The following is an 18,971-nucleotide window of genomic DNA, read 5'->3' on the forward strand; positions in this document are numbered from 1 at the left end:
TTGAGACGACTGAAAGCTCTCGCCGCGCGCGCCGGCGCCGTGGTGATGATCGGCCTGATCCGGGCGCTGTTTGGCTTCCTGCGCTGGCTCGGGCCCGAGCGCGCGAGCGATCTCGGCGGCTGGCTGCTGCGCAGCGTCAGCCCCGTGATCCCGGTCAACCGCGTCGCGCTCGCGAATATCCGCGCGGCTTTCCCGCAGATGGCGGAGGACGAGGTTCGGCGGATCGCGCGCGGGGCCTGGGAGAATCTCGGCCGCACCGCCGCCGAATACGCCCATCTGAACACATTGTTCGACTATGACGACGACAACCGGGACGCTCCCTCGCGCGTCGAGGTCGACGGCATCGAGCAATTCATCGCGCTCAAGGACGATGGCAAGCCGGGCCTGATTTTCTCCTCCCATCTCGCCAATTGGGAGCTGCCGGCGATCTGCGCCGCCGCCTACAAGCTCGACACCACCGCCGTGTTCCGCGCGCCCAACGACCCGGCCATCGCCGCGATCGTGCATGAGATCCGTTCCGGTGCGATGGGCGGGCTCGCTGCCGCCAAGCAGGGCGCGGCCTTCGCCATGCAGGGCGTGCTGGAGAAGGGCGGCCATCTCGGCATGCTGATCGACCAGCATTTCACCCGCGGCGTGGTGGTGCCCTTCATGGGCCGGCCGGCGCTGACCAACCCGATCCTCGGCAAATTCGCCCGGCGCTTCGAATGCCCGGTCCATGGCGTGCGCGTCATCCGCTTGCCCCATCATCGCTTCCGGTTGGAGTTGACGCCGCCGCTCGACCTGCCGCGCGATGCCAATGGCGAGATCGACGTTCAAGGCGCGATGGCGATGATGACCGCCGTCGTCGAGGGATGGGTCCGCGAGCATCCCGAGCAATGGCTCTGGATGCATCGGCGCTGGCGGCCTAACCTGATCGCCGCGGCGAAGGGCGGCGACGCGCCCATCATGACGATTCAACCGGTTTTCAAGGCAACGTGATTTCCAAGTGAGAGCTGTTGGGCGCTTTGGTAATACCTCACAGCTATAATGGTCGCCGAGTTCAGCCATGACCCTTCGCGCCCGCCTCCTTCCTGTATCCATCGCCGCGCTCCTCCTGGGCGGCGCGACGGCGCATGCGCAGGCTCCGGCGGTGCAGCCGAAGGCGGTCGTCGAGCTCTTCACCAGCCAGGGCTGCTCGTCCTGCCCACCCGCGGACGCGCTGCTGCGCGAGATCGCCAAGGACCCTGCCGTCATCGCGTTGACGCTGCCAGTGACCTATTGGGACTATCTCGGCTGGAAGGACACGCTCGGCCAGGACGTCTTCACCAAGCGCCAGAAATTCTATGCCAAGGCCCGCGGCGACGGCCAGGTCTACACGCCCCAGGCTGTGATCAACGGCGCCTCCCACATCGTCGGCTCCGACAAGACCGAGATCGAGCGCATGCTGCGCGAGCAGGCGCCCAGTGCTCTGCCCGTAAAGCTCTCGATCCAGGAGGACGGCACGACGCTGCGGATCAAGATCGCAGCCTCCGCCAGCCCCGGTGACAGGCCCGCCGGCGTCTGGATTCTTCCGGTCGCGAAGCTGGTCACCGTTCCGATCACGCGTGGCGAGAATGAAGGCCGCACCATCACCTACGCCAATGTCGTGCGCGCCATGGTGCGCGTCGGCGAATGGGATGGCGGGGAGACGACCCTGACGGCTCCCCTCACGACGACGCGCGCCGCCGATTCCGACAGCTATATCGTCGTCGTGCAGGCCGAAACGCTCGGGAAATACGGCATGATGCCCGCCGCAATGCTGGGCGCGGCTCGCAGCACGCGCTGATCCGGGATCGCGCCCCCCGCTTGTATCGACCTCCCCTAAATGCCAGTGACGTGCAGCCGGCTCAAGGCCATGGCGCGACGCGACCCCTGCGGCAAGGATCTCGAGTGGAACCCAATGCTTCCCTGAAGCCGCGCTGGCAGCGCCCGGTCTATTTCGCGCTCGGCTGCCTGAGTGTGGCGATTGGCGTCGTCGCGCTGGTCGTGCCCCTGATTCCCGGCATCGTCTTCCTGGTGCTGGCGACGGCCTGCTTCTCCCGATCCTCGCCCCGGATGGAAACCTGGCTGACGACCCATCCGCGCTTCGGCAAGCTGATCGCGAACTGGAATACGTCCGGTGCCATACCGCGCAGTGCGAAATGGCTGATCACGATCAGCATGATCGCGAGCTTTTCGCTGATCTTCCTGGAAACCGATTCGCGCCTGCTTCAGGCCGTTGTGGCCGCGATCATGCTCGGCGTGCTCGTCTATGTCTGGCGGCGACCAGAACAGCCGGCATCCGCATCCTAGAGCGTTTTCGAACGAAGTGGACACCGGTTCGCGCCAGGAAAACGCGTTAAAACAAAGATCTAGAGCAATTGAACGATCCAACCGGATCGGGAATTGCTCTAGCAGCCTGTTGAAAAGTCGGCCGCGCGAAACGCCATAGCGCCGCTCGTTTCAGACTCAGCTGCGGACAGCGTCTGCAGCCAGTCCGACTCCAAGACCGAAAAAACTGAACCCGGCGACGCGGCCCATCCAGCGCCGGCCACCAGCGCCCAGCAAGCGCGCCCGCAACCGCAGCGATACCGCCGCGTAGCTCGTATGTATCAAGCCAACGATCGCGATGATCGTGACGAACATCATCGCGAACTGCGGCGCGATGGGCGCCGCCTGATCAAGAAAAGACGGGAACGCCGCCGATAAGAACAGGATCGATTTCGGGTTGCTCAGGGAAACAAGGAGCGAACGAAGCACAATCGAGAGATCTGCGCGCTGGCTGGCCTCTTCCCGATCGAGCTCGAGACGTGCGATCGCCGAGAACGAGACGCGCAGCAGATTGAGGCCCACCCAGATCAAATAGGCGGCGCCTGCCAGCTTCATCGCTTGATACGCGCTCGGAAACGCCCGCAGCACAGTCCCCGTGCCCAGCGCCGCAGCCAGGGCAACCACGAACAATGCGACGAGATTGCCTGCGATGGCCAGGCCCGCACCGCGCCAACCATGCCGCAGGGCGTTGGTGATGACCGTCAGCACGTTTGGGCCAGGCGAACAGGTTGCGATGGCAATAAGAGCCGCAAAACCCAACCAAGACTGAACGCTCATGACGTCCTGGGACCTCCCGATAAAGCGTGGCGCCCCATATGTCTAGACAATCTGGACGCGCGCGACAACACATCTCGTCACGCGAGGGGGCGCACCTTCAGACAGTCAGGACGAGAGATGGACGTCACAGCAGGATCACCTTGTTCGGCAGTTCGTCGATATCGTCGGCAACCGGCGGTGCATGCTGCGCCAGGACGCGCCCGAGCGCCCCGACCGCGTCGATCAGCCCCTCGCGCAAACGCTCCTGCCGCGCGGCGTCGAGCAGGGCCGCGACGATGTCCCGCCATGTCTCCGGATCAACCTTGCCGTCGATGCCGATATCCGTGACGACCTCGGCATAGCGCTCCTGCAGGGCGACATAGAGCAACACGCCGGTGCGCCCACGCGTCTGCGTCAACCCGCGCGCGGTGAACTCGCGCAGCGCCACGTCATGCGCGCGGCCGCGCTTGACGAAGCCGGGCACGAAGCGGCCGCCGCGCCCATACCAGAGCAGTGCGGCCATCAGCAGGGCCGCGCAGATCAACTGGATCAGGAAGATGCGCGGCGCGCTCGTCATCGTCAGTGCCAGAAGCGGCCAGGGCACGAACAGCGACAGCACCAAAGCCAGCACCATCGGCACCGATCGGTAGCTGCTCGCGGCGCGGTCGATCACCACCACGATCTCGCCGCTGGTCAGGCGCTCGGCCTGGGCGACGGCCGCTGCGATCGCGTCCCTGTCGTCTGAATCCATCACCAATCCCCCGACGCACCGCCACCGCCCGACGAGCCGCCTCCACCGGAGAAGCCGCCCCCGCCTCCGCCACCGGAACTCCAGCCGCCGCCACCTCCCCAGCTCGAGCCCGACCCCGTGCCCCAACCCGAACTCTGCGGCAGCGTGATCCAGCGCCCGTCGCGCAGGCGATGCCGGCCGGCTCCGCGCGCCTGGCTCAGGCTGCGCATGAAGGAAACCACCAGGATGAAGATGAACACCATCACCAGGATCACGGCGAGGGTCTCAGCCGGCGAGCTCTCATCATTCCGCACCAGGGCGCGGCGCTGCCATTCCTCGGCGTCGCCGGAGAGGATGGTCAGGATCGCATCGACGCCACCCTCGATGCCACCAGCGAAATCGCCGGTCTTGAACTTCGGCGCCACCGCCGTGGTGATGATGATCTTGGAGAGCGCGTCGGTCAGCGCCCCTTCCAGCCCATAGCCGACCTCGATGCGGACCTTGCGCTCGTTCGGCGCGACGATGAACAGCACGCCGTTGTTGCGCGGCTTCTCGCCGAGCTTCCAGAACCGGAACAGGCCGTTGGCGAAATCCTCGATGCCGATGTCCTGCAGCGAGGGCACGGTCGCAACCACGAGCTGGTCGCCGGCCTTGTCCTCATGCGCCTTGATCTTCGCCTCGATGCGCTGGCGTGCCTCCGGCGCGATAAGCTTGGCGCCATCGACGATACGGCCGGTGAGGGCGGGATAGGAGGGGTCGGCGGCAAGGGCGTAACCGGTCGCCAACAGAAACAGAAGAAATGCGGAAACACGCCAGAGAACCCCTCTCCTGTAAGGAGAGGGGCGGGGGTGAGGTGTAGGCCGTTCGACGGTGAGGTTCAGCATCGCAGAGAATTTCGTGCCCACCTGGTTTGCTGGCCTGCCCTCACCCCTGCCCCTCTCCCACTCGGGAGAGGGGTTCCCCGCGCCTCACCATGCAATGCTTGCAGCATCACCCGGCGAACTCGGCGCATAGCCTCAGAACTTCACCGTCGGTGGCCGCTCCGCCCCGGCCGTCGCGGCAAAGGTCTCCATCGGCTTGGAACCCCAGAACAGTTTTGCCCAGATCACGCCCGGAAAAGTGCGGATCTCGGTGTTGAAGGCCTGCACTGCCTGGATGTAGTCGCGCCGCGCCACCGTGACCCGGTTCTCGGTACCTTCGAGCTGCGATTGCAAGGCGAGGAAGTTCTGGTTCGATTTGAGGTCAGGGTAGCGCTCCACCGTGACGAGCAACCGGCCGAGTGCGCCGGTGAGCTGGTTCTGCGCGTCCTGATATTCCTTGAACTTCGCGGGATCAGTGATGGTCGAGGCGTCGACCTTGACCTGACTCGCCTTGGCGCGCGCCTCGACGACCTGCGTCAGCACCTCGCGCTCCTGCGCGGCATAGCCCTTCACCGTCTCGACCAGATTCGGGATCAGATCGGCGCGGCGCTGATACTGATTCTGCACCTCGGACCAGGACGCCTTGGCCTTTTCCTCCAGCGTCGGGACGTTGTTGTAACCGCAACCCGCGAGCGCGAAACCGAGGAAAGCAAGCACTGCCGCCGTCAAACTGCGGCGAAAGGCGATGGAAACTGGGAACGACATGCCGGGTCCCTTTGCTGACGTATCGACAGGCAGGACCGCGACCTTAGCCTTCCCGGGCTCCGCCTCCAAGGCGGATGCGAAGCTCCGTCGCCAAGACCATGGCGCGCCAGCGCAATCTGGCGTGAGAGCCGGATGCGAAAAAGTGGGAACCGGTTTTTCGCATCCTGCTCTCACTTTTAGATGAGAGCCGGATGATTTCAGATGGGCTCACTTTGTGATCCCATCTGAAATCATCCGGCTCTAGTCTGGCAGTACGGCGCAACGGCGAGGAGCATGAGATGACGACCCTGTCAGTATCGAGGAGCGCTTTCCTCGCGATCGCCCTGTCCGCGGCCGTCGTGAGCTCTGCAGCTGCCCAGAGCCTCGCTCCGGCGCCCGAAGCCGCGACGGGGCGCATCGCCAAGACCTCCGGCCACGCCCAGCTTTATATGGTCGCCGCCGCCAATCCGCTGGCCACCAATGCCGGCCGCGAGATCCTGCGCGCCGGCGGCAGCGCGGTCGATGCGGCGATCACGATCCAACTCGTGCTCAACCTCGTCGAGCCGCAAAGCTCGGGTATCGGCGGCGGCGCCTTCATGGTGCATTGGGACGAGGCCGGCCGGAAGCTCACGACGCTGGACGGGCGCGAGACCGCGCCGGCGGCGGCAAAGCCGAACCGCTTCATCGGCGCGGACGGCAAGCCGACGAAATTCATGGAGGCCGTCATCGGCGGCCGCTCGGTCGGCGTTCCCGGCACGCTGAAGCTGCTCGAGGGCGCGCATCAGCGCTGGGGCAAGCTGCCCTGGCCGCAGGTCATCGCGCCGGCGATCAAGCTCGCCGAGGACGGCTTTGCGATTTCGCCGCGCCTCAACGGCCTCCTGGCCGGCGAGAAGAACCTGAGCGCCGACCCGCTCGCCGCCGCCTATTTCTACGAGCCCGACGGCAAGGCCAAGGCCGTCGGTACGATCCTGAAGAACCCGGCCTTCGCCGCGACCCTGCGCGCCATCGCCGAGACCGGCTCGGCTGCCTTCTATGCCGGGCCGATCGCCGAGGACATCGTCGCCAAGGTCACCGGTCACAACAACAATCCAGGCGACATCACGCTTGCCGACCTCGCCGCCTACAAAATTGAGGAGCGCGAGGCCGTCTGCGGGCTCTACCGCGTCTACCGGATCTGCGGCATGGGCCCGCCGAGCTCCGGTGCCATCGCCGTGCAGCAGATGCTCGGCATCCTCGAAACCCAGGATCTGGCGCGCATGGGCCCCGGGCCAGAAGCAGTGCACTGGTTCAGCGAGGCCGGCCGCCTCGCCTTCGCCGATCGCGCGCTCTATCTCGCCGACCCCGCCTTCCTCAGCGTCCCTGTCTCGGGGTTGATCGACCGCGACTATATCCGCTCGCGCGCGGGTCTCGTCAGCCCCGAGAAATCCATGGGCCGCGCCACCGCCGGCGACCCGCCGCATAAGCGCGCGCAATTGCTCGCGCCCTCGGACGGCGTCGAGCACGGCACCAGCCATATCTCGGTGATCGACGCCAATGGCGACGCCGTCGCGATGACCACGACGATCGAGGACGGGTTCGGCTCGCGCCTGATGAGCAAGGGCGGCTTCCTGCTCAACAACGAACTGACCGACTTCTCCTTCGCGCCGGAAGAAGACGGCAAACCCGTCGCCAATCGCGTCGAAGCCGGCAAGCGTCCGCGCTCCTCGATGGCGCCGACCTTGGTCTTCGACGCCTTCGGCAGGCTTTATGCCGTGGTCGGCTCACCCGGCGGCAGCCAGATCATCGGCTTCGTCGCCAAAACGCTGGTCGCGCTCCTCGACTGGAAGATGGATCCGCAGAACGCCGTCGATCTCGCCAATTTCGGCAGCCGCAACGGCCCGACCGAATTGGAAAAGGGCACCGAGGCCGAGCCCTGGAAGGTTGCTCTGGAGGCGAAAGGCCACGAGGTCCGCCTGCTGGAGATGACCTCGGGCATCCAGGCCATCGTCAAGACGCCGGAAGGCTTCGTCGGCGGCGCCGATGGCCGGCGCGAGGGCGTCGCCATCGGCGATTGAGGCTTCATCGCCCTGTCATGTTTCGGGCGCGTCGGTTTCTTCCCATCAGGAGAACCGCCATGCGCTCCCTTTTTCTCGCCGCCCTGACGACGGCCTTGCTCGCCCTCTCCCCAGTTCATGCAGGGGAGGCGAAACCCTTCGCCACGGCCAAGACCATCGATCTCCTGACCTTGCTGAAGCCGCCGCCAGCCAATGATTCGGCCCAGACCCGGGCGGAACTCGCCGAGGTGCTGAGCATCCAGGTCACGCGCACGCCGGAGATGGAGGCGCAGGCCCAGGCCGATGTCGTCGAGAATGTCTGGCGCTTCGCCAATGTCATGGGGCCGAACTTCAAGACCGAGGCGCTGCCGGCCTTCTCCGCCTTCTTCGACCGCATCGTCGCAACCGAAGGCGAGGTCGTCGACCCGGCCAAGGACAGCTGGAAGCGCCCGCGCCCGCATCAGTATAGCCCGCTGGTCAAGCCCGCGGTGAAGCTCTCCAACTCCGGCGCCTATCCTTCGGGCCACACCACCGTCGGTACGCTGATGGGCGTCGTCCTGTCGAACATGGTTCCGGAGAAGCGCAACGAGATCATGGCGCGCGCCTGGGCCTATGGCGAGAACCGGATCATCGGCGGCATCCATTTCCGCGCCGATGTCGAGGCCGGCCGCATCGCCGGCACGGTGATCGCAGCCAGGATCATGGAGCAGCCCGAATTCCAGGTCGAATATGCCGCGGCGAAGGCCGAGCTGCGCAAGGGCCTCGGCCTCTAGAGCAGGATGCGAAAAAGTGGGAACCGGTTTTTCGCAATCGATCCTGCTCTAACTCTTTGATGAGAGCCGTAAGCCTTATCGGCGCGGCGCGCCGGTCGGAACGGTCCGGGCCGCGCCCGCCCCACGTCCCGCGATCAGCCAGTAGACGAACCCCGTCGCCGCCCCGATCAGGAACAAGGCGCCGATCACCCGCATCTCGGCCTCGCTCGGCGCGCGCGAGAGGCGCAGCATGGCCAGCGGCATTACGGTCGCCAGCAGGCCGGTGAGCCCGCTCTGGATCAGCCCGCTGCGCAGTCGGAAAAGCTCGCTGAAAACTGCGACCAGCACGACCGGCGCGACGATGATCGCCATGCCGAGCCTCCCAAGCAGGCTGAAGGCGGCTTGCGCCACCGGCGTGGGATCGATGTCGCTCTCAGCCAGGCCGAACAGCGCCTCCATCAAGCGCTGGAAACCACCGCCGATCAGAAGCGCGATCTCAGGTGAGACCACGCTGGCGACGAGCATGGCAAACAGCCCCGCCCCCATTGCGACGAGCAAGGCGAAGGGGATCAGCAGCAGCCAGCGCAGCAAGGTGATTATTCCGCAGCGACGGCAGCGGCAGCCGCCGCCTCGTCCTGATCCAGCATCAATCGTGCGCGGGCCGAGAGCTTCTCGGTCTCGCTCTTGAGCTGGCCGCAGGCGGCGAGGATGTCGCGCCCGCGCGGAGTGCGCACCGGCGAGGCATAGCCCGCCCGGAAGACGATCTCGGAGAAGCGCTCGATCCGGTCCCAGTCCGAACACTCATATTTTGTGCCGGGCCAGGGGTTGAACGGGATCAGGTTGATCTTGGCCGGAATGCCCTTGAGCAGGCGCACCAGTTCGCGCGCATCGGCATCGCTGTCGTTGACGCCCTTGAGCATGACATATTCGAAGGTGATCCGCTTCGCGTTCGAAACGCCGGGATAGGTCCGGCAGGCCTCGAGCAGTTCGGCGATCGGATACTTCTTGTTCAGCGGCACGAGCTCGTTGCGCAATTCGTCGCGCACCGCATGCAGCGAGATCGCCAGCATCGTACCCATCTCATGCCCGAGCGGGCCGATCTGCGGCACGACGCCGGAGGTCGAGACCGTGATGCGGCGGCGGCCGAGCGACAGCCCCTCATTGTCCGAGATCACGCCGATGGCATCGCGCACGCCGTCGAAATTATAGAGCGGCTCGCCCATGCCCATGAAGACGATGTTGGAGACGAAGCGCCCGCCATCATTGGGCACGAAAGCGCCGTCGGGCTTGCTCCGGTTCGGGAAATCGCCGAGCCGGTCGCGCGCCACCATCAATTGCGCCACGATCTCCTCACAGGTGAGGTTGCGCACGAGGCGCTGCGTGCCGGTGTGGCAGAAGGTGCAGGTCAGCGTGCAGCCGACCTGGCTGGAGACGCAAAGCGTGCCGCGGTCGACCTCGGGAATATAGACGCATTCGATCTCGGCGCCGCGATCGCGCGGGCCGGTCGGCGCCATGCGGATCAGCCATTTGCGCGTGCCGTCGGTCGAGACCTGCTCGGCCGTCACCTCCGGCAGGTCGAGCGTGAAGCGCTGATCGAGCGCCGCGCGCAAACCCTTGCCGATCGTCGTCATCGCGGAGAAATCGCGGACGCCGTAATGGTAGATCCAGTTCCAGAGCTGGCCGACGCGCATGCGCCGTTCCTTCTCGGGGACGCCGATCTCGGCCAGCGCATCGCCAAGCCCGGCGCGCGTGCGCCCGACCAGCGAGATGCGGCTCGAAACAACGGGTTCGGCCGCTGGCGCGGCGGGCTCAAGCACGGACAAGGTCATCGGAACTCTGGCTCGGACGGGCGATCATCGGCCCGAATATCCGCGGCTCATAGCACGAGAACGCCCAGCCGCGAAATCACAGGACAAATACCATTACAAACCGGTGCGACGCAGGGTGGCCGCCGGAATTCGCCAGCGTGAGTCGGCTGGCGCGGATTTCGAGAACCGGAGCGCAGCGGACTTCATGTCCGTGAGCACCGGAAGCGCAGAAAGCCGCGTCAGACGGCCGCGCTCGCGGATTCCGGCGCCGCCCTACTTACAGGCGTCTTCGGCGCGCTTCACCGCCTGGTTCATGCCGGCGAGCGAGTATTTGTCGCTGGTCGGGTTGCCGCGCTTCGAGGTGCCCTTGACCTCGAGCCCCGAACCTTTGCGCAGCGCGTCCAGCATGCGCGGCTCCTCGGCCGGGTTCTTGAGCCACATGTTCTGGCCCTTCGCGACCAGCGCAAAGCGCTCGGACCCGATGATCGCCTGATGCTCGACATCTTCCTTCAGGTCGAAATTCAGCACGAAGCTGATCTCGTTGCGCACGCCCTCGGTCGGGCGGCTGGAGACGAAGAGCAGTCCCTCGATATCCTTGAGATTGGCCGGCAGGCGCGCCTCCGCCTTGGAGAGCGCGTAGCAGACCTTCGAGCGGCCCTGCTGCGAGGAAAAGGCCTGCCATTTCCCGGCCGTCTCCAGGAGCATCGCCTGGGCCTGGCCAGCGCTTGCCGATGCGACCGGCGCAGGCTTCGCCTGGGGCTTCGGCTTGGGTTGAGCGGAGGCCGGCACGGCGATCACGCTCGCGGCGAACAGCGATGCGACGATCAGGAGCCGTGAGGCGGCGAAATCGGTGCGGAGCAAACAGAGATTCATAAGCCGCCATCAATCAGCAGAAATCTTAACAGCGTCTCTATTCCCGGGGCATTTGACCCGAGAGTTCAAGATCGCGGAAACGATAGGATGTCACGATCCGGGCGAAAATGCGAATGCCCTACACCCCCAGCTACAGTTCCGTTCGTCATCTGAGCATGCCACATTCGCCGCCAAGCGCATCGCAGCGGTTGGGGAAACGATGAAAGCACTGCTCTGCGAGGCCCATGGGCCGGCCGAGACGCTCGTTATCCGCGACATTGCCGAGCCCAGCCCCGGGCCGGGCGAGGTCGTCATCGCGGTCAAGGCGGCCGCGCTCAACTTCTTCGACACGTTGATCATCGAGGGGCGCTACCAGACCAAGCCGGCGCTGCCCTTCTCGCCCTCAGCAGAATGCGCCGGCACGATCGCCAGCATCGGCGAAGGCGTCACCGGCTGGCGTGTCGGCGAGCGCGTCGCCGCCTGGCTCGGCCACGGCGCGGCGCGCGAAAGCGTCGTCGTCCCCGCCCAGCAGATCGTGCGCGTGCCCGATGCGCTCGACGACGCCCAGGCAGCGGGTCTGTTCGTCACCTATGGCACGGCGATGCACGGGCTGATCCAGCGCGCCGGCCTCAAGGGCGGCGAGACCCTGGCCGTGCTCGGAGCGGCCGGCGGCGCGGGGCTGGCGGCGGTCGAAATCGGCGCGCTGCTCGGCGCCCATGTCATCGCCTGCGCCTCCTCGGCCGATAAGCTCGCCCTCGCCCGGACGCATGGCGCGCAGGAGGAGCTCGACTACAGCAGCGAGGATCCGAAGGCCGGCCTGCGCCGCCTGACCGAAGGGCGCGGCGTCGATGTGCTCTACGACACGGTCGGCGGCGATCTGGCCGAGCCGGCTTTGCGCGCCATGGCCTGGGAAGGGCGCTATCTCGTCGTCGGCTTCGCCGGCGGCGCGATTCCGAAGATCGCGCTCAACCTGCTGCTGCTGAAGGGCTGCGACCTGCGCGGCGTGTTCTGGGGCGAGTTCGTCCGGCGCGAGCCCGCCGCGCATCGCCGCAATATGGAGCGCCTGCTGGATTGGGCCGCGAACGGGCATATCCGCGCCCATGTCCACGCCGCCCTGCCATTGGAGCGCTGGACCGAGGGCTTCGCTTTGATCGGCGACCGCAAGGCCAAGGGCAAGATCATCCTGACGCTGTGATCTCGCCATCGTTCCGGATCGCCCCGGAATGACATCTTTCGACGAGCGGGCAGCTCTGCCTACAGCTCCGCCAGCGTCCGCTTCGCCTTCTCGCGGTGTTCGGGCGTGATCGAGCCCGCGACCGCAGCGATGGCCGCGGCAATCACCGCCGCATCGTCGGTGAAGCCGATGAAGGGCAGGATGTCGGGAATGGCATCGAGCGGCAGCACGAAATAGCCGAGCGCCGCCAGAAGCGTCAGCCGCACGCGCCGCGGCGTCGCCGGATCGCGCGTACAGATCCAGGCCGCCAGCAGATCCTCGGCGAAGGGCACCCGCTTCGCCACACGCTTGAGCCGGCCCAGAAACTCCGAACCGAAGCGGGCCTCGTCGCGCAGGCTCCGGCGGATCTCCGCCATCTCCTCCGCCGAAAAGCGCGAATGGAACGTGTCGCTCATGCCAGCCCCTCCTTGCGGGCTTTCGATCCCAACGTCATCAGGATGATGCCGATCAGGACCGTCGGAAAATGTGGCCCCAGGCCCAAGGCTGCACAAGAGGCCTGCCAAGAATCTCGCTTGGAGCCGGGCGGCAGGGCCTCTAAACGCGTTACAAACGCCATTGCGAACGGGAAACGCCCATGCAACTCGATTCCTCGCTCTCCGCCATCGTCACCGGCGGCGCCTCCGGCCTCGGCGAAGGCACCGCGCGCGTGCTCGCGGGCTTCGGCGTCAAGGTCGCACTCCTGGATTTGAACGCCGAGCGCGGCGAGGCGGTCGCGGCCGAGATCGGCGGGGTTTTCTGCCATTGCGACGTCACCAATGACGCCTCCGTCGACGCGGCGCTCGCCAAGGCGCGGGCTGCCCAGGGCGTCGCCCGCATCATCGTCAACTGCGCCGGCATCGCACCCGGCCGCCGCGTCATCTCCAGGAAGCGCGAGACCGGCGAGCTCATCGCCCATGACATGGCGACCTTCGAGAAAGGCCTCGCCATCAACCTGACCGGCACGTTTCGCATGATCGCCAAATCGGCCGTGGCATTGGCCGCCCTCGACCCGGTCACAGAGGATGGCGGGCGCGGCGTGATCGTCAATACGGCCTCCGTCGCCGCCGAGGACGGCCAGATCGGCCAGGCTTCCTACTCCGCCTCCAAGGCCGGCGTCGTCGGCATGACGCTGCCGATCGCACGCGAACTCGCCGCCTATGGCATCCGCGTGATGACGATCATGCCCGGCCTGTTCGAGACGCCGATGTTCGACGGTCTGCCCGAGGACTCGCGCGCCTCGCTGGGCGCCTCGATCCCCTTCCCGTCGCGGCTCGGCAAGGCCGGCGAATACGCGGCCCTGGTCAAGAGCATCATCGAGAACGACATGCTCAACGGCACCGCGATCCGGCTCGACGGCGCGATCCGGCTTGCGGCGAAGTAAGTCCTTGCGCCGAGTTAAGTCTCAGACGATCCGGTAAACCTCGCCGCGGCTGAGATCGCGGTAGAGGTCCACCCGCTCGCCATTCCAGTGATAGTCGAGATGGCGGCCCTGAACCGGGTTCGAGGCGCCGTCGGGATAGAACAGGCCGACGCAGGCTCCCCCAGTACGGCGAACGCTCGGATAGACCACGCCTTCCGAACCGGCGGCGCGAAGCGCGCTGCCGAGCGCCTGGCTTTGCGTATAGTCGCCCGGGTCGAGCACCGCGCTGACGGCCGACCCAGGCTTGCGCAGATCATGCAGCCGCGCCTCGACATCGAGCAGGATTTCACGAAATTGCGAGGTCCAGCCCGGCGGCTGCCTGGTCGCGGCCATGAAGCGGCCATGGTGATGCACCGTCTCGAACAGCCCGACCTCGAAGCTGTCGCCGGCATAGAGCACGCCGAACCCGCCAGCACTGAAACGGCTCGGCCGGTCCGGGCTGACATGGGTGAAGGGCGCCATCAGCCAGCTCGCGCCCGGGCCCGAGACGCGCCTCTCCGGCGGCACGAGAGCGAGATTGCCGACGCTCTCCATCAGGCGTGGATTGGTCTTCTGCTCGGCCGCCAGGATCAATGGCCAGTCGGCGGGATCGGCGATGTCCTCGAACAGGTCGATCGGCGGAAACAGGCTGCGGATGATCCGGACCGCGCCCCGCCACACCAGATCGGTGGCGGGGACGGCGCTGACATCGATCACCAGCCACCCCGCTCGTCGTCGAGATAGCGCCTGACCCGCATCAGATCCGTCAATTCGCCACCCAGCATGACCGCCAGCGCCGTATGGCCGGAGAAGGCGGCATTGGGCGCCTGGATCCAGTCATAGCCGCGCTGGGGCTCGCGAAAGATCAGGCGTAGCGCCTTGTGGATGCCCATCAGATTGGAGAGCCTCGCCTTGCCGTCGCGCGAGATACGGCCGATCTCGCCGGCCTTCCAGCGCCGATAGCTGCGCAAGGGCAGGTCGAGCAGCGTCGCCGCCTGCTCGTCGGTGACGCGCCAGAGCCGGAAGAGATTGATCGCGGCGCGGAACATCGCGCCGGCTTCGTCATCCGAGATCGGATCCGGGACAAAGTCGCGCTGGGTCGTCTCGATGCGCTGCAGGGCCGTCATGACGCAATCTCCATTTGGCATCAAATAATACATAAAATGCCAAATGGCAAGATCGAACCCAAGATCAGGCCAATGATTGCGCTCGGGAGCACAGCGTCATCCCGGGCGTGGGAAGCGGAGGCCCGGAATGACGGTGTGGTTCGGAACCAAGACAGCGGGCTCTATCGCCCGAGATGGCGGTCGAAGAATTTGGCGATATCGGTGAAGGCCTCTTTCGTCTCGGGGGCGTTCATATCCGCGCCATACTGTGCATGGCTCTGGCCCTCATAGACGTTGAGGTCTGCAATGACGCCGGCGCGCCGCAGCTTGCGATGGGTCCGGACCGTGTTCGACAGGAACAGGTCGCGCGTGCCCGAGGTCAGGATCGTCGGCGGGAAACCGTGGAAATCGCCATAGATCGGCGAGAGCTGCGGATCCTTCAGATCGCGGCCATTGGCGTAGAGCAAGGCTGCGCGCCCGAGCCAGCCATCCCAGGTCACCAGGACATTGTCGACCCATTCATTGGTGGCGTAGCTGTCGCCGATCTTGGCGATGTCCGACCACGGCGTGCCCGGCGCGATCGCGGCGGGCAGCGGCAGCTTCTCCGCCTTGGCGCGCAGGACCATGGCGAGCGTCATCGCGCCGCCGGTCGAGGTTCCAAAGATCGCCATGTTGCGGGGGTTGGCCATCTTGGTCGCCGCCTTCCAGACCGCCATGGCGTCGTCCATCGCGGCGGGATAGGGCGCATCGGGCGGCATGCGGTAATCGACCGAGATCACCTTGTAGCCGCCGAAGCCGGCGAGCAGGATCGCTTCCGGCAGCGCCGCCTCTCCCGGCCCGAAGACATAGCCGCCGCCATGGACATGAACGAGCAGCCGGTCCCGATTGGCGCGCGGGATCGTCCTGGGCGTGACGATGAAGGCCTTCACGCCGCCGATCACGGCTGGCTGGACATCGACCTTCAGCTTCTCCTTCAACGCCGGAAGGGCGGCGATGGCGAGCTTGGCGCGCCGGTCGACCAATTCCTTCCACTCGGCCGCGTTCTTGGGCGCAGCGTCCATATGCGGCGGGAACGGCAGGGCGATCAGCTTGCGCATCTCCGGGCTGACCTCGTCGGTCGGCACCGCGAAGCTGCGCGGCGGCGTCCGGCGCGGACCGTCCGCGGCGTTGGCGGCAGCTTGCTCGGCGGCGAAATTGGCCGGCGGCGCAGCCTGCGGGGCCGGAACGGCCTGGGCCCAGGCGGCTATGGAACCGCTGATGGAGAAGATGAGAGCAAGCGACGGAAAACGAAGTGACGGCATGGGCGCTACCTCCGTCTCAGGTCTTGGTTGTCGACAGGTCTTGGTTGTCAAACTGCCTGAGTGAGGTCAGCAGAGCCCCGATATCCGCCGGTCGCAACCTGCGAGCCCGCCTTGCAGGGCAGTTCCGCGATGCGCCCATGGCATGGCGCGAGCCCGATTTACGGGAGTAACCAGCTCGCGAGGCCGCCTGCTACTCCTCGGTCTTCGCCGGCTTCAGCTCATGCTTCAGGATCAGCGGCGTCTGCGCGAGCGCGAAGGCCATGGTCAGCGGCATCACGCCCCAGACCTTGAAGGCGACCCAGAAATCCTGCGTCTGGGTGCGCCAGACCACCTCGTTCAGGGCTGCCAGCACGAAGAAGAACAGCCCCCAGCGGAAGGTCAGCTTGCGCCAGCCTTCCTCGTCGAGCTGGAGCACCGTCTCCAGCACCAGCGCCAGCAGCGAGCGGCCAAAGAACAGGCCGCCCAGCAGCACGCAGCCGAACAGCGCGTTCACGATGGTCGGCTTGACCTTGATGAAGAAGGCATCGTCGAGCGCGATCGTCAGCCCGCCGAAGACGCTGACCACCACGGCGTTGACGATCGCCATGCGCGGCAGATAACCCAGCACGATCCGCGACAGCACCAGCGCGACCAGCGAAGCGACCATGAAGATGCCGGTTGCGACGAAAATGCGCCGATCCTGCGCGACGCCGAAGAGCCGGTCGCCATAGGAGTTGGCGAAGAAGAAGATCGCCAGCGGCCCGAATTCGAGCGCGAGCTTGAGCAGCGGATTGACGCTTTTGCCCGGTTTCGCCTCGACCACATTCTCGCTCACGCCGCTTCTCCCAATCCCGCGACCGCGCGGGCAAATTCCTGCGCCGAGAACGGCTCCAGATCATCGACGCTCTCGCCGACGCCGATGAAATGCACCGGCAGACCGAATTTCGCCGCCAGCGCCACCAGGATGCCCCCGCGCGCCGTGCCGTCGAGCTTGGTCATGACCAGCCCCGTCACTCCGGCCGTATCCTGGAACGCCTCGACTTGGGCGAGCGCGTTCTGGCCCACCGTCGCGTCGAGCACGAGCAGCGCCGCATGCGGGGCTTCCGGATCCATCTTGCGAATGACGCGGACCACCTTGGCGAGTTCGTCCATCAATCCCGTCTTGTTCTGCAGCCGCCCGGCGGTGTCGACCAGCAGCACGTCGGTCCCGGCAGCCTTGGCCTTCTGCAAGGCCTCGAAGGCCAGGCCCGACGCATCCGCGCCCTGCTGGCCCGAGATGACCTCGGCCCCGGTGCGCTCGCCCCAGACCTTGAGCTGCTCGATCGCGGCGGCGCGGAAAGTATCGCCGGCAGCGAGCATCACGGATTTGCCCTCAGCCTTGAACTTGGCCGCGAGCTTGCCGATCGTCGTCGTCTTGCCCGAGCCGTTGACGCCGACCATCAGGATCACGAACGGCTTTTTCGTGGCGTCGATCGCCAGCGGCAAGGCCACGGGGGTGAGGATCGCCTCGACCTCGCGCGCCAGGATCGCCTTCACCTCGGCCGGATCGATCTGCTTGTCGTAGCGCCCCTCGCCGACCGCCTTGGCGATGCGCGCCGAGGTCGCGAGACCCAGATCGGCCTGGATCAGGATGTCCTCGAGGTCTTCGAGCGTGCCGGCGTCGAGCTTGCGCTTGGTGAAGAGGTCCGTGATCCCGGTGGTGAGCGCCGAGGAGGTCCGTGACAGACCCTCGGTCAGCCTGCGCCACCAGCTCCGCTTCGGCTCCTGCGCGGCAACCACCGGCGGGGGGGCCAGGACTGAAGGTGCCAAGACTGGAGGCGCCATAACTGGAGGCGCCATGACGGGAGGGGCCATGACGGGAGGGGCCATGACGGGAGGGGCCATGACGGGAGGGGCTTGCACCGGCGCAGGCTCGGGCATCGCGATCGGCAAGGGCGCGGCTTCGCCCATCAGCAGGTCGGGCGCGATCAGCGCGTCAGGCTCCGGCTCCGGCGGCGCCTGCGTGACGGGCGCGCTGGGCTGCTCCGCCGACTTCGCCTGCTCGTCCTCGCTGCCGAAAAGCCTGGAAAAGAAACCGCGTTTCTTCGGTTGCGTCTCGCTCATCATCCGTCCTGTCGTCCGACCGCGCCGCGCCTCGAGGTTGCGTCGTTCGGCCGCTTTCGCTAGAGCCGGATGATGTCAGATGGGCTCACAAAGTGATCCCATCTGACATCTGAATCCGTCTCTCATCTGAGAGTTAGAGCAGGATCGATGCGAAAAACCGGTTCCCACTTTTTCGCATCCTGCTCTAGCGCAATGCCATGACCGCGCCCGATCAACCAGAAATTTCGCAAGAGACGCCGGAAGCGACGGCGGATTCCGAGCTTCCCGTCCCGCTGCTCTATCGCGACGCCATGATGCTGGTCATCGACAAGCCGGCGGGCCTGCCCTCGCATCGCGGTCCCCAGGCCAAGCGCCGCGTCATCCCGGTCCTCACCGATCACCTCGACGCGCTACGCTTCGGCCTGCCGCGCCGGCCCGAGGCGGCGCATCGGCTCGACAAGGATACCTCCGGCTGCCTCGTGCTCGGCCGCCATCCCCGCGCCATGGCCGAACTCAACCAGATGTTCCGTGAGGGCCGCATCGACAAGACCTATTGGGCGGTCGTGCAGGGAGATCCCGCTCTCGACGAAGGCCTGATCGACTTGGCCCTCGGCAAGCGCGCACCCGATCGCGGCTGGTGGATGAAGGTCGATCCCGAAGGCCAGCCCTCGCAAACACGTTTCCGTGTGCTCGGGCGTGGCGCCGACGAGGCCGGGCCACTCGCCTGGCTCGCTTTGGAGCCATTGACCGGTCGCACCCATCAGTTGCGCGTGCATTGCGCGGCTTCCGGCTGGCCGATGCTCGGTGACGAAATCTACGGCACGGCGCCGCGCGAGGGCGGGCCGGGACTGCAATTGCATGCGCGCAGCATCACGATCCCGCTCTACCGCAAGCGCGCGCCGATCCATGTCGAGGCCACGCCGCCGGAGCATATGCAGACGGCGCTTTCGCGATGCGGCTGGACGAAATCTTTTACAAAATCCTAACGCCGTTCCTTGGCTACCGCAGGTTGCGGGAAACCCTTCCCT

Annotated in this window: 21 protein-coding genes; 8 read left to right on the forward strand and 13 right to left on the reverse strand. The window is 66.2% G+C overall.

Annotated features, from left to right (window positions below; all coding sequences use genetic code 11):
- Nucleotides 1–45 precede the first annotated feature (45 nt).
- From BHK69_RS04330 to BHK69_RS32540, 3 genes are all read left to right on the forward strand, one after another.
- Nucleotides 46–978, forward strand: coding sequence for a lipid A biosynthesis lauroyl acyltransferase (locus BHK69_RS04330; RefSeq protein ID WP_069689026.1), 933 nt, complete (start codon nt 46–48; stop codon nt 976–978).
- 67 nt (nt 979–1,045) lie between these two features.
- A complete protein-coding gene (locus tag BHK69_RS04335) occupies nt 1,046–1,804 on the forward strand; it encodes a DUF1223 domain-containing protein (protein WP_069689027.1) in 759 nt (252 codons plus the stop codon).
- 104 nt (nt 1,805–1,908) lie between these two features.
- On the forward strand, nt 1,909–2,310 hold the full coding sequence (locus BHK69_RS32540; RefSeq protein WP_069689028.1) for a YbaN family protein: 402 nt from the start codon (nt 1,909–1,911) through the stop codon (nt 2,308–2,310).
- A gap of 156 nt (nt 2,311–2,466) precedes the next feature.
- Here the strand turns inward: BHK69_RS32540 and BHK69_RS04345 are convergent, their stop codons facing one another.
- From BHK69_RS04345 to BHK69_RS04360, 4 genes are all read right to left on the reverse strand, one after another.
- Complete coding sequence (locus BHK69_RS04345; protein WP_069689029.1) at nt 2,467–3,105, reverse strand: LysE family translocator; 639 nt, start codon at nt 3,103–3,105, stop codon at nt 2,467–2,469.
- Between the two features lie 124 nt (nt 3,106–3,229).
- Nucleotides 3,230–3,835 (reverse strand): TPM domain-containing protein, encoded by a 606-nt coding sequence (locus BHK69_RS04350; RefSeq protein WP_069689030.1) that lies wholly within the window; start codon nt 3,833–3,835, stop codon nt 3,230–3,232.
- Nucleotides 3,835–4,698: a TPM domain-containing protein gene (locus BHK69_RS04355; protein WP_069689031.1), complete on the reverse strand. Its 864-nt coding sequence runs from the start codon at nt 4,696–4,698 to the stop codon at nt 3,835–3,837. The genes BHK69_RS04350 and BHK69_RS04355 overlap by 1 nt, the downstream gene beginning before the upstream one ends.
- A gap of 132 nt (nt 4,699–4,830) precedes the next feature.
- Nucleotides 4,831–5,439 (reverse strand): LemA family protein, encoded by a 609-nt coding sequence (locus tag BHK69_RS04360; protein WP_069689032.1) that lies wholly within the window; start codon nt 5,437–5,439, stop codon nt 4,831–4,833.
- Nucleotides 5,440–5,717: 278 nt separating this feature from the next.
- Between BHK69_RS04360 and ggt the strand changes: the two genes are divergently transcribed.
- Together ggt and BHK69_RS04370 are read left to right on the forward strand one after the other, a co-directional pair.
- Nucleotides 5,718–7,472 carry a gamma-glutamyltransferase gene (gene ggt / locus BHK69_RS04365; protein WP_069689033.1) on the forward strand — a complete coding sequence of 585 codons (1,755 nt, stop codon included), beginning with the start codon at nt 5,718–5,720 and terminating at the stop codon, nt 7,470–7,472.
- 59 nt (nt 7,473–7,531) lie between these two features.
- Nucleotides 7,532–8,224 (forward strand): acid phosphatase, encoded by a 693-nt coding sequence (locus tag BHK69_RS04370; protein ID WP_069689034.1) that lies wholly within the window; start codon nt 7,532–7,534, stop codon nt 8,222–8,224.
- Nucleotides 8,225–8,299: 75 nt separating this feature from the next.
- Here the strand turns inward: BHK69_RS04370 and BHK69_RS04375 are convergent, their stop codons facing one another.
- From BHK69_RS04375 to BHK69_RS04385, 3 genes are all read right to left on the reverse strand, one after another.
- Nucleotides 8,300–8,794, reverse strand: a complete 495-nt coding sequence (locus tag BHK69_RS04375) for a hypothetical protein (RefSeq protein ID WP_069689035.1) — start codon at nt 8,792–8,794, stop codon at nt 8,300–8,302.
- A gap of 5 nt (nt 8,795–8,799) precedes the next feature.
- Nucleotides 8,800–10,032 (reverse strand): dual-specificity RNA methyltransferase RlmN, encoded by a 1,233-nt coding sequence (gene rlmN, locus BHK69_RS04380; protein ID WP_069689036.1) that lies wholly within the window; start codon nt 10,030–10,032, stop codon nt 8,800–8,802.
- Between the two features lie 252 nt (nt 10,033–10,284).
- Nucleotides 10,285–10,872, reverse strand: a complete 588-nt coding sequence (locus BHK69_RS04385; protein WP_158516155.1) for a hypothetical protein — start codon at nt 10,870–10,872, stop codon at nt 10,285–10,287.
- A gap of 211 nt (nt 10,873–11,083) precedes the next feature.
- Between BHK69_RS04385 and BHK69_RS04390 the strand changes: the two genes are divergently transcribed.
- Entirely contained in the window at nt 11,084–12,058 is a 975-nt protein-coding gene (locus BHK69_RS04390) for an NADPH:quinone oxidoreductase family protein (RefSeq protein ID WP_069689038.1), read from the forward strand.
- 59 nt (nt 12,059–12,117) lie between these two features.
- On the opposite strand, the gene BHK69_RS04395 is transcribed toward BHK69_RS04390, so the two are convergent.
- Nucleotides 12,118–12,492: a YkvA family protein gene (locus BHK69_RS04395; protein WP_069689039.1), complete on the reverse strand. Its 375-nt coding sequence runs from the start codon at nt 12,490–12,492 to the stop codon at nt 12,118–12,120.
- Nucleotides 12,493–12,671: 179 nt separating this feature from the next.
- On the opposite strand from BHK69_RS04395, the gene BHK69_RS04400 reads away from it, so the two are divergent.
- On the forward strand, nt 12,672–13,457 hold the full coding sequence (locus tag BHK69_RS04400; protein WP_069689040.1) for an SDR family NAD(P)-dependent oxidoreductase: 786 nt from the start codon (nt 12,672–12,674) through the stop codon (nt 13,455–13,457).
- 21 nt (nt 13,458–13,478) lie between these two features.
- Here the strand turns inward: BHK69_RS04400 and BHK69_RS04405 are convergent, their stop codons facing one another.
- The 5 genes from BHK69_RS04405 to ftsY form a co-directional block, all read right to left on the reverse strand.
- A complete protein-coding gene (locus tag BHK69_RS04405) occupies nt 13,479–14,195 on the reverse strand; it encodes an RES family NAD+ phosphorylase (protein WP_199579184.1) in 717 nt (238 codons plus the stop codon).
- Entirely contained in the window at nt 14,189–14,602 is a 414-nt protein-coding gene (locus tag BHK69_RS04410) for an MbcA/ParS/Xre antitoxin family protein (protein WP_069689042.1), read from the reverse strand. The genes BHK69_RS04405 and BHK69_RS04410 overlap by 7 nt, the downstream gene beginning before the upstream one ends.
- Nucleotides 14,603–14,763: 161 nt before the next feature.
- Complete coding sequence (locus BHK69_RS04415; protein ID WP_069689043.1) at nt 14,764–15,882, reverse strand: alpha/beta hydrolase; 1,119 nt, start codon at nt 15,880–15,882, stop codon at nt 14,764–14,766.
- Nucleotides 15,883–16,072: 190 nt separating this feature from the next.
- Nucleotides 16,073–16,696, reverse strand: coding sequence for a septation protein A (locus BHK69_RS04420; protein ID WP_244548396.1), 624 nt, complete (start codon nt 16,694–16,696; stop codon nt 16,073–16,075).
- Nucleotides 16,693–17,967: a signal recognition particle-docking protein FtsY gene (gene ftsY, locus BHK69_RS04425; RefSeq protein ID WP_069689044.1), complete on the reverse strand. Its 1,275-nt coding sequence runs from the start codon at nt 17,965–17,967 to the stop codon at nt 16,693–16,695. Before ftsY ends, BHK69_RS04420 begins: the two co-directional genes overlap by 4 nt.
- Before the next feature lie 194 nt (nt 17,968–18,161).
- On the opposite strand from ftsY, the gene BHK69_RS04430 reads away from it, so the two are divergent.
- Nucleotides 18,162–18,929 carry an RluA family pseudouridine synthase gene (locus BHK69_RS04430; protein WP_069689045.1) on the forward strand — a complete coding sequence of 256 codons (768 nt, stop codon included), beginning with the start codon at nt 18,162–18,164 and terminating at the stop codon, nt 18,927–18,929.
- The last annotated feature ends 42 nt before the right edge of the window (nt 18,930–18,971 follow it).

The organism is Bosea vaviloviae, from assembly GCF_001741865.1.
In the GTDB taxonomy this organism is placed as follows: domain Bacteria; phylum Pseudomonadota; class Alphaproteobacteria; order Rhizobiales; family Beijerinckiaceae; genus Allobosea; species Allobosea vaviloviae.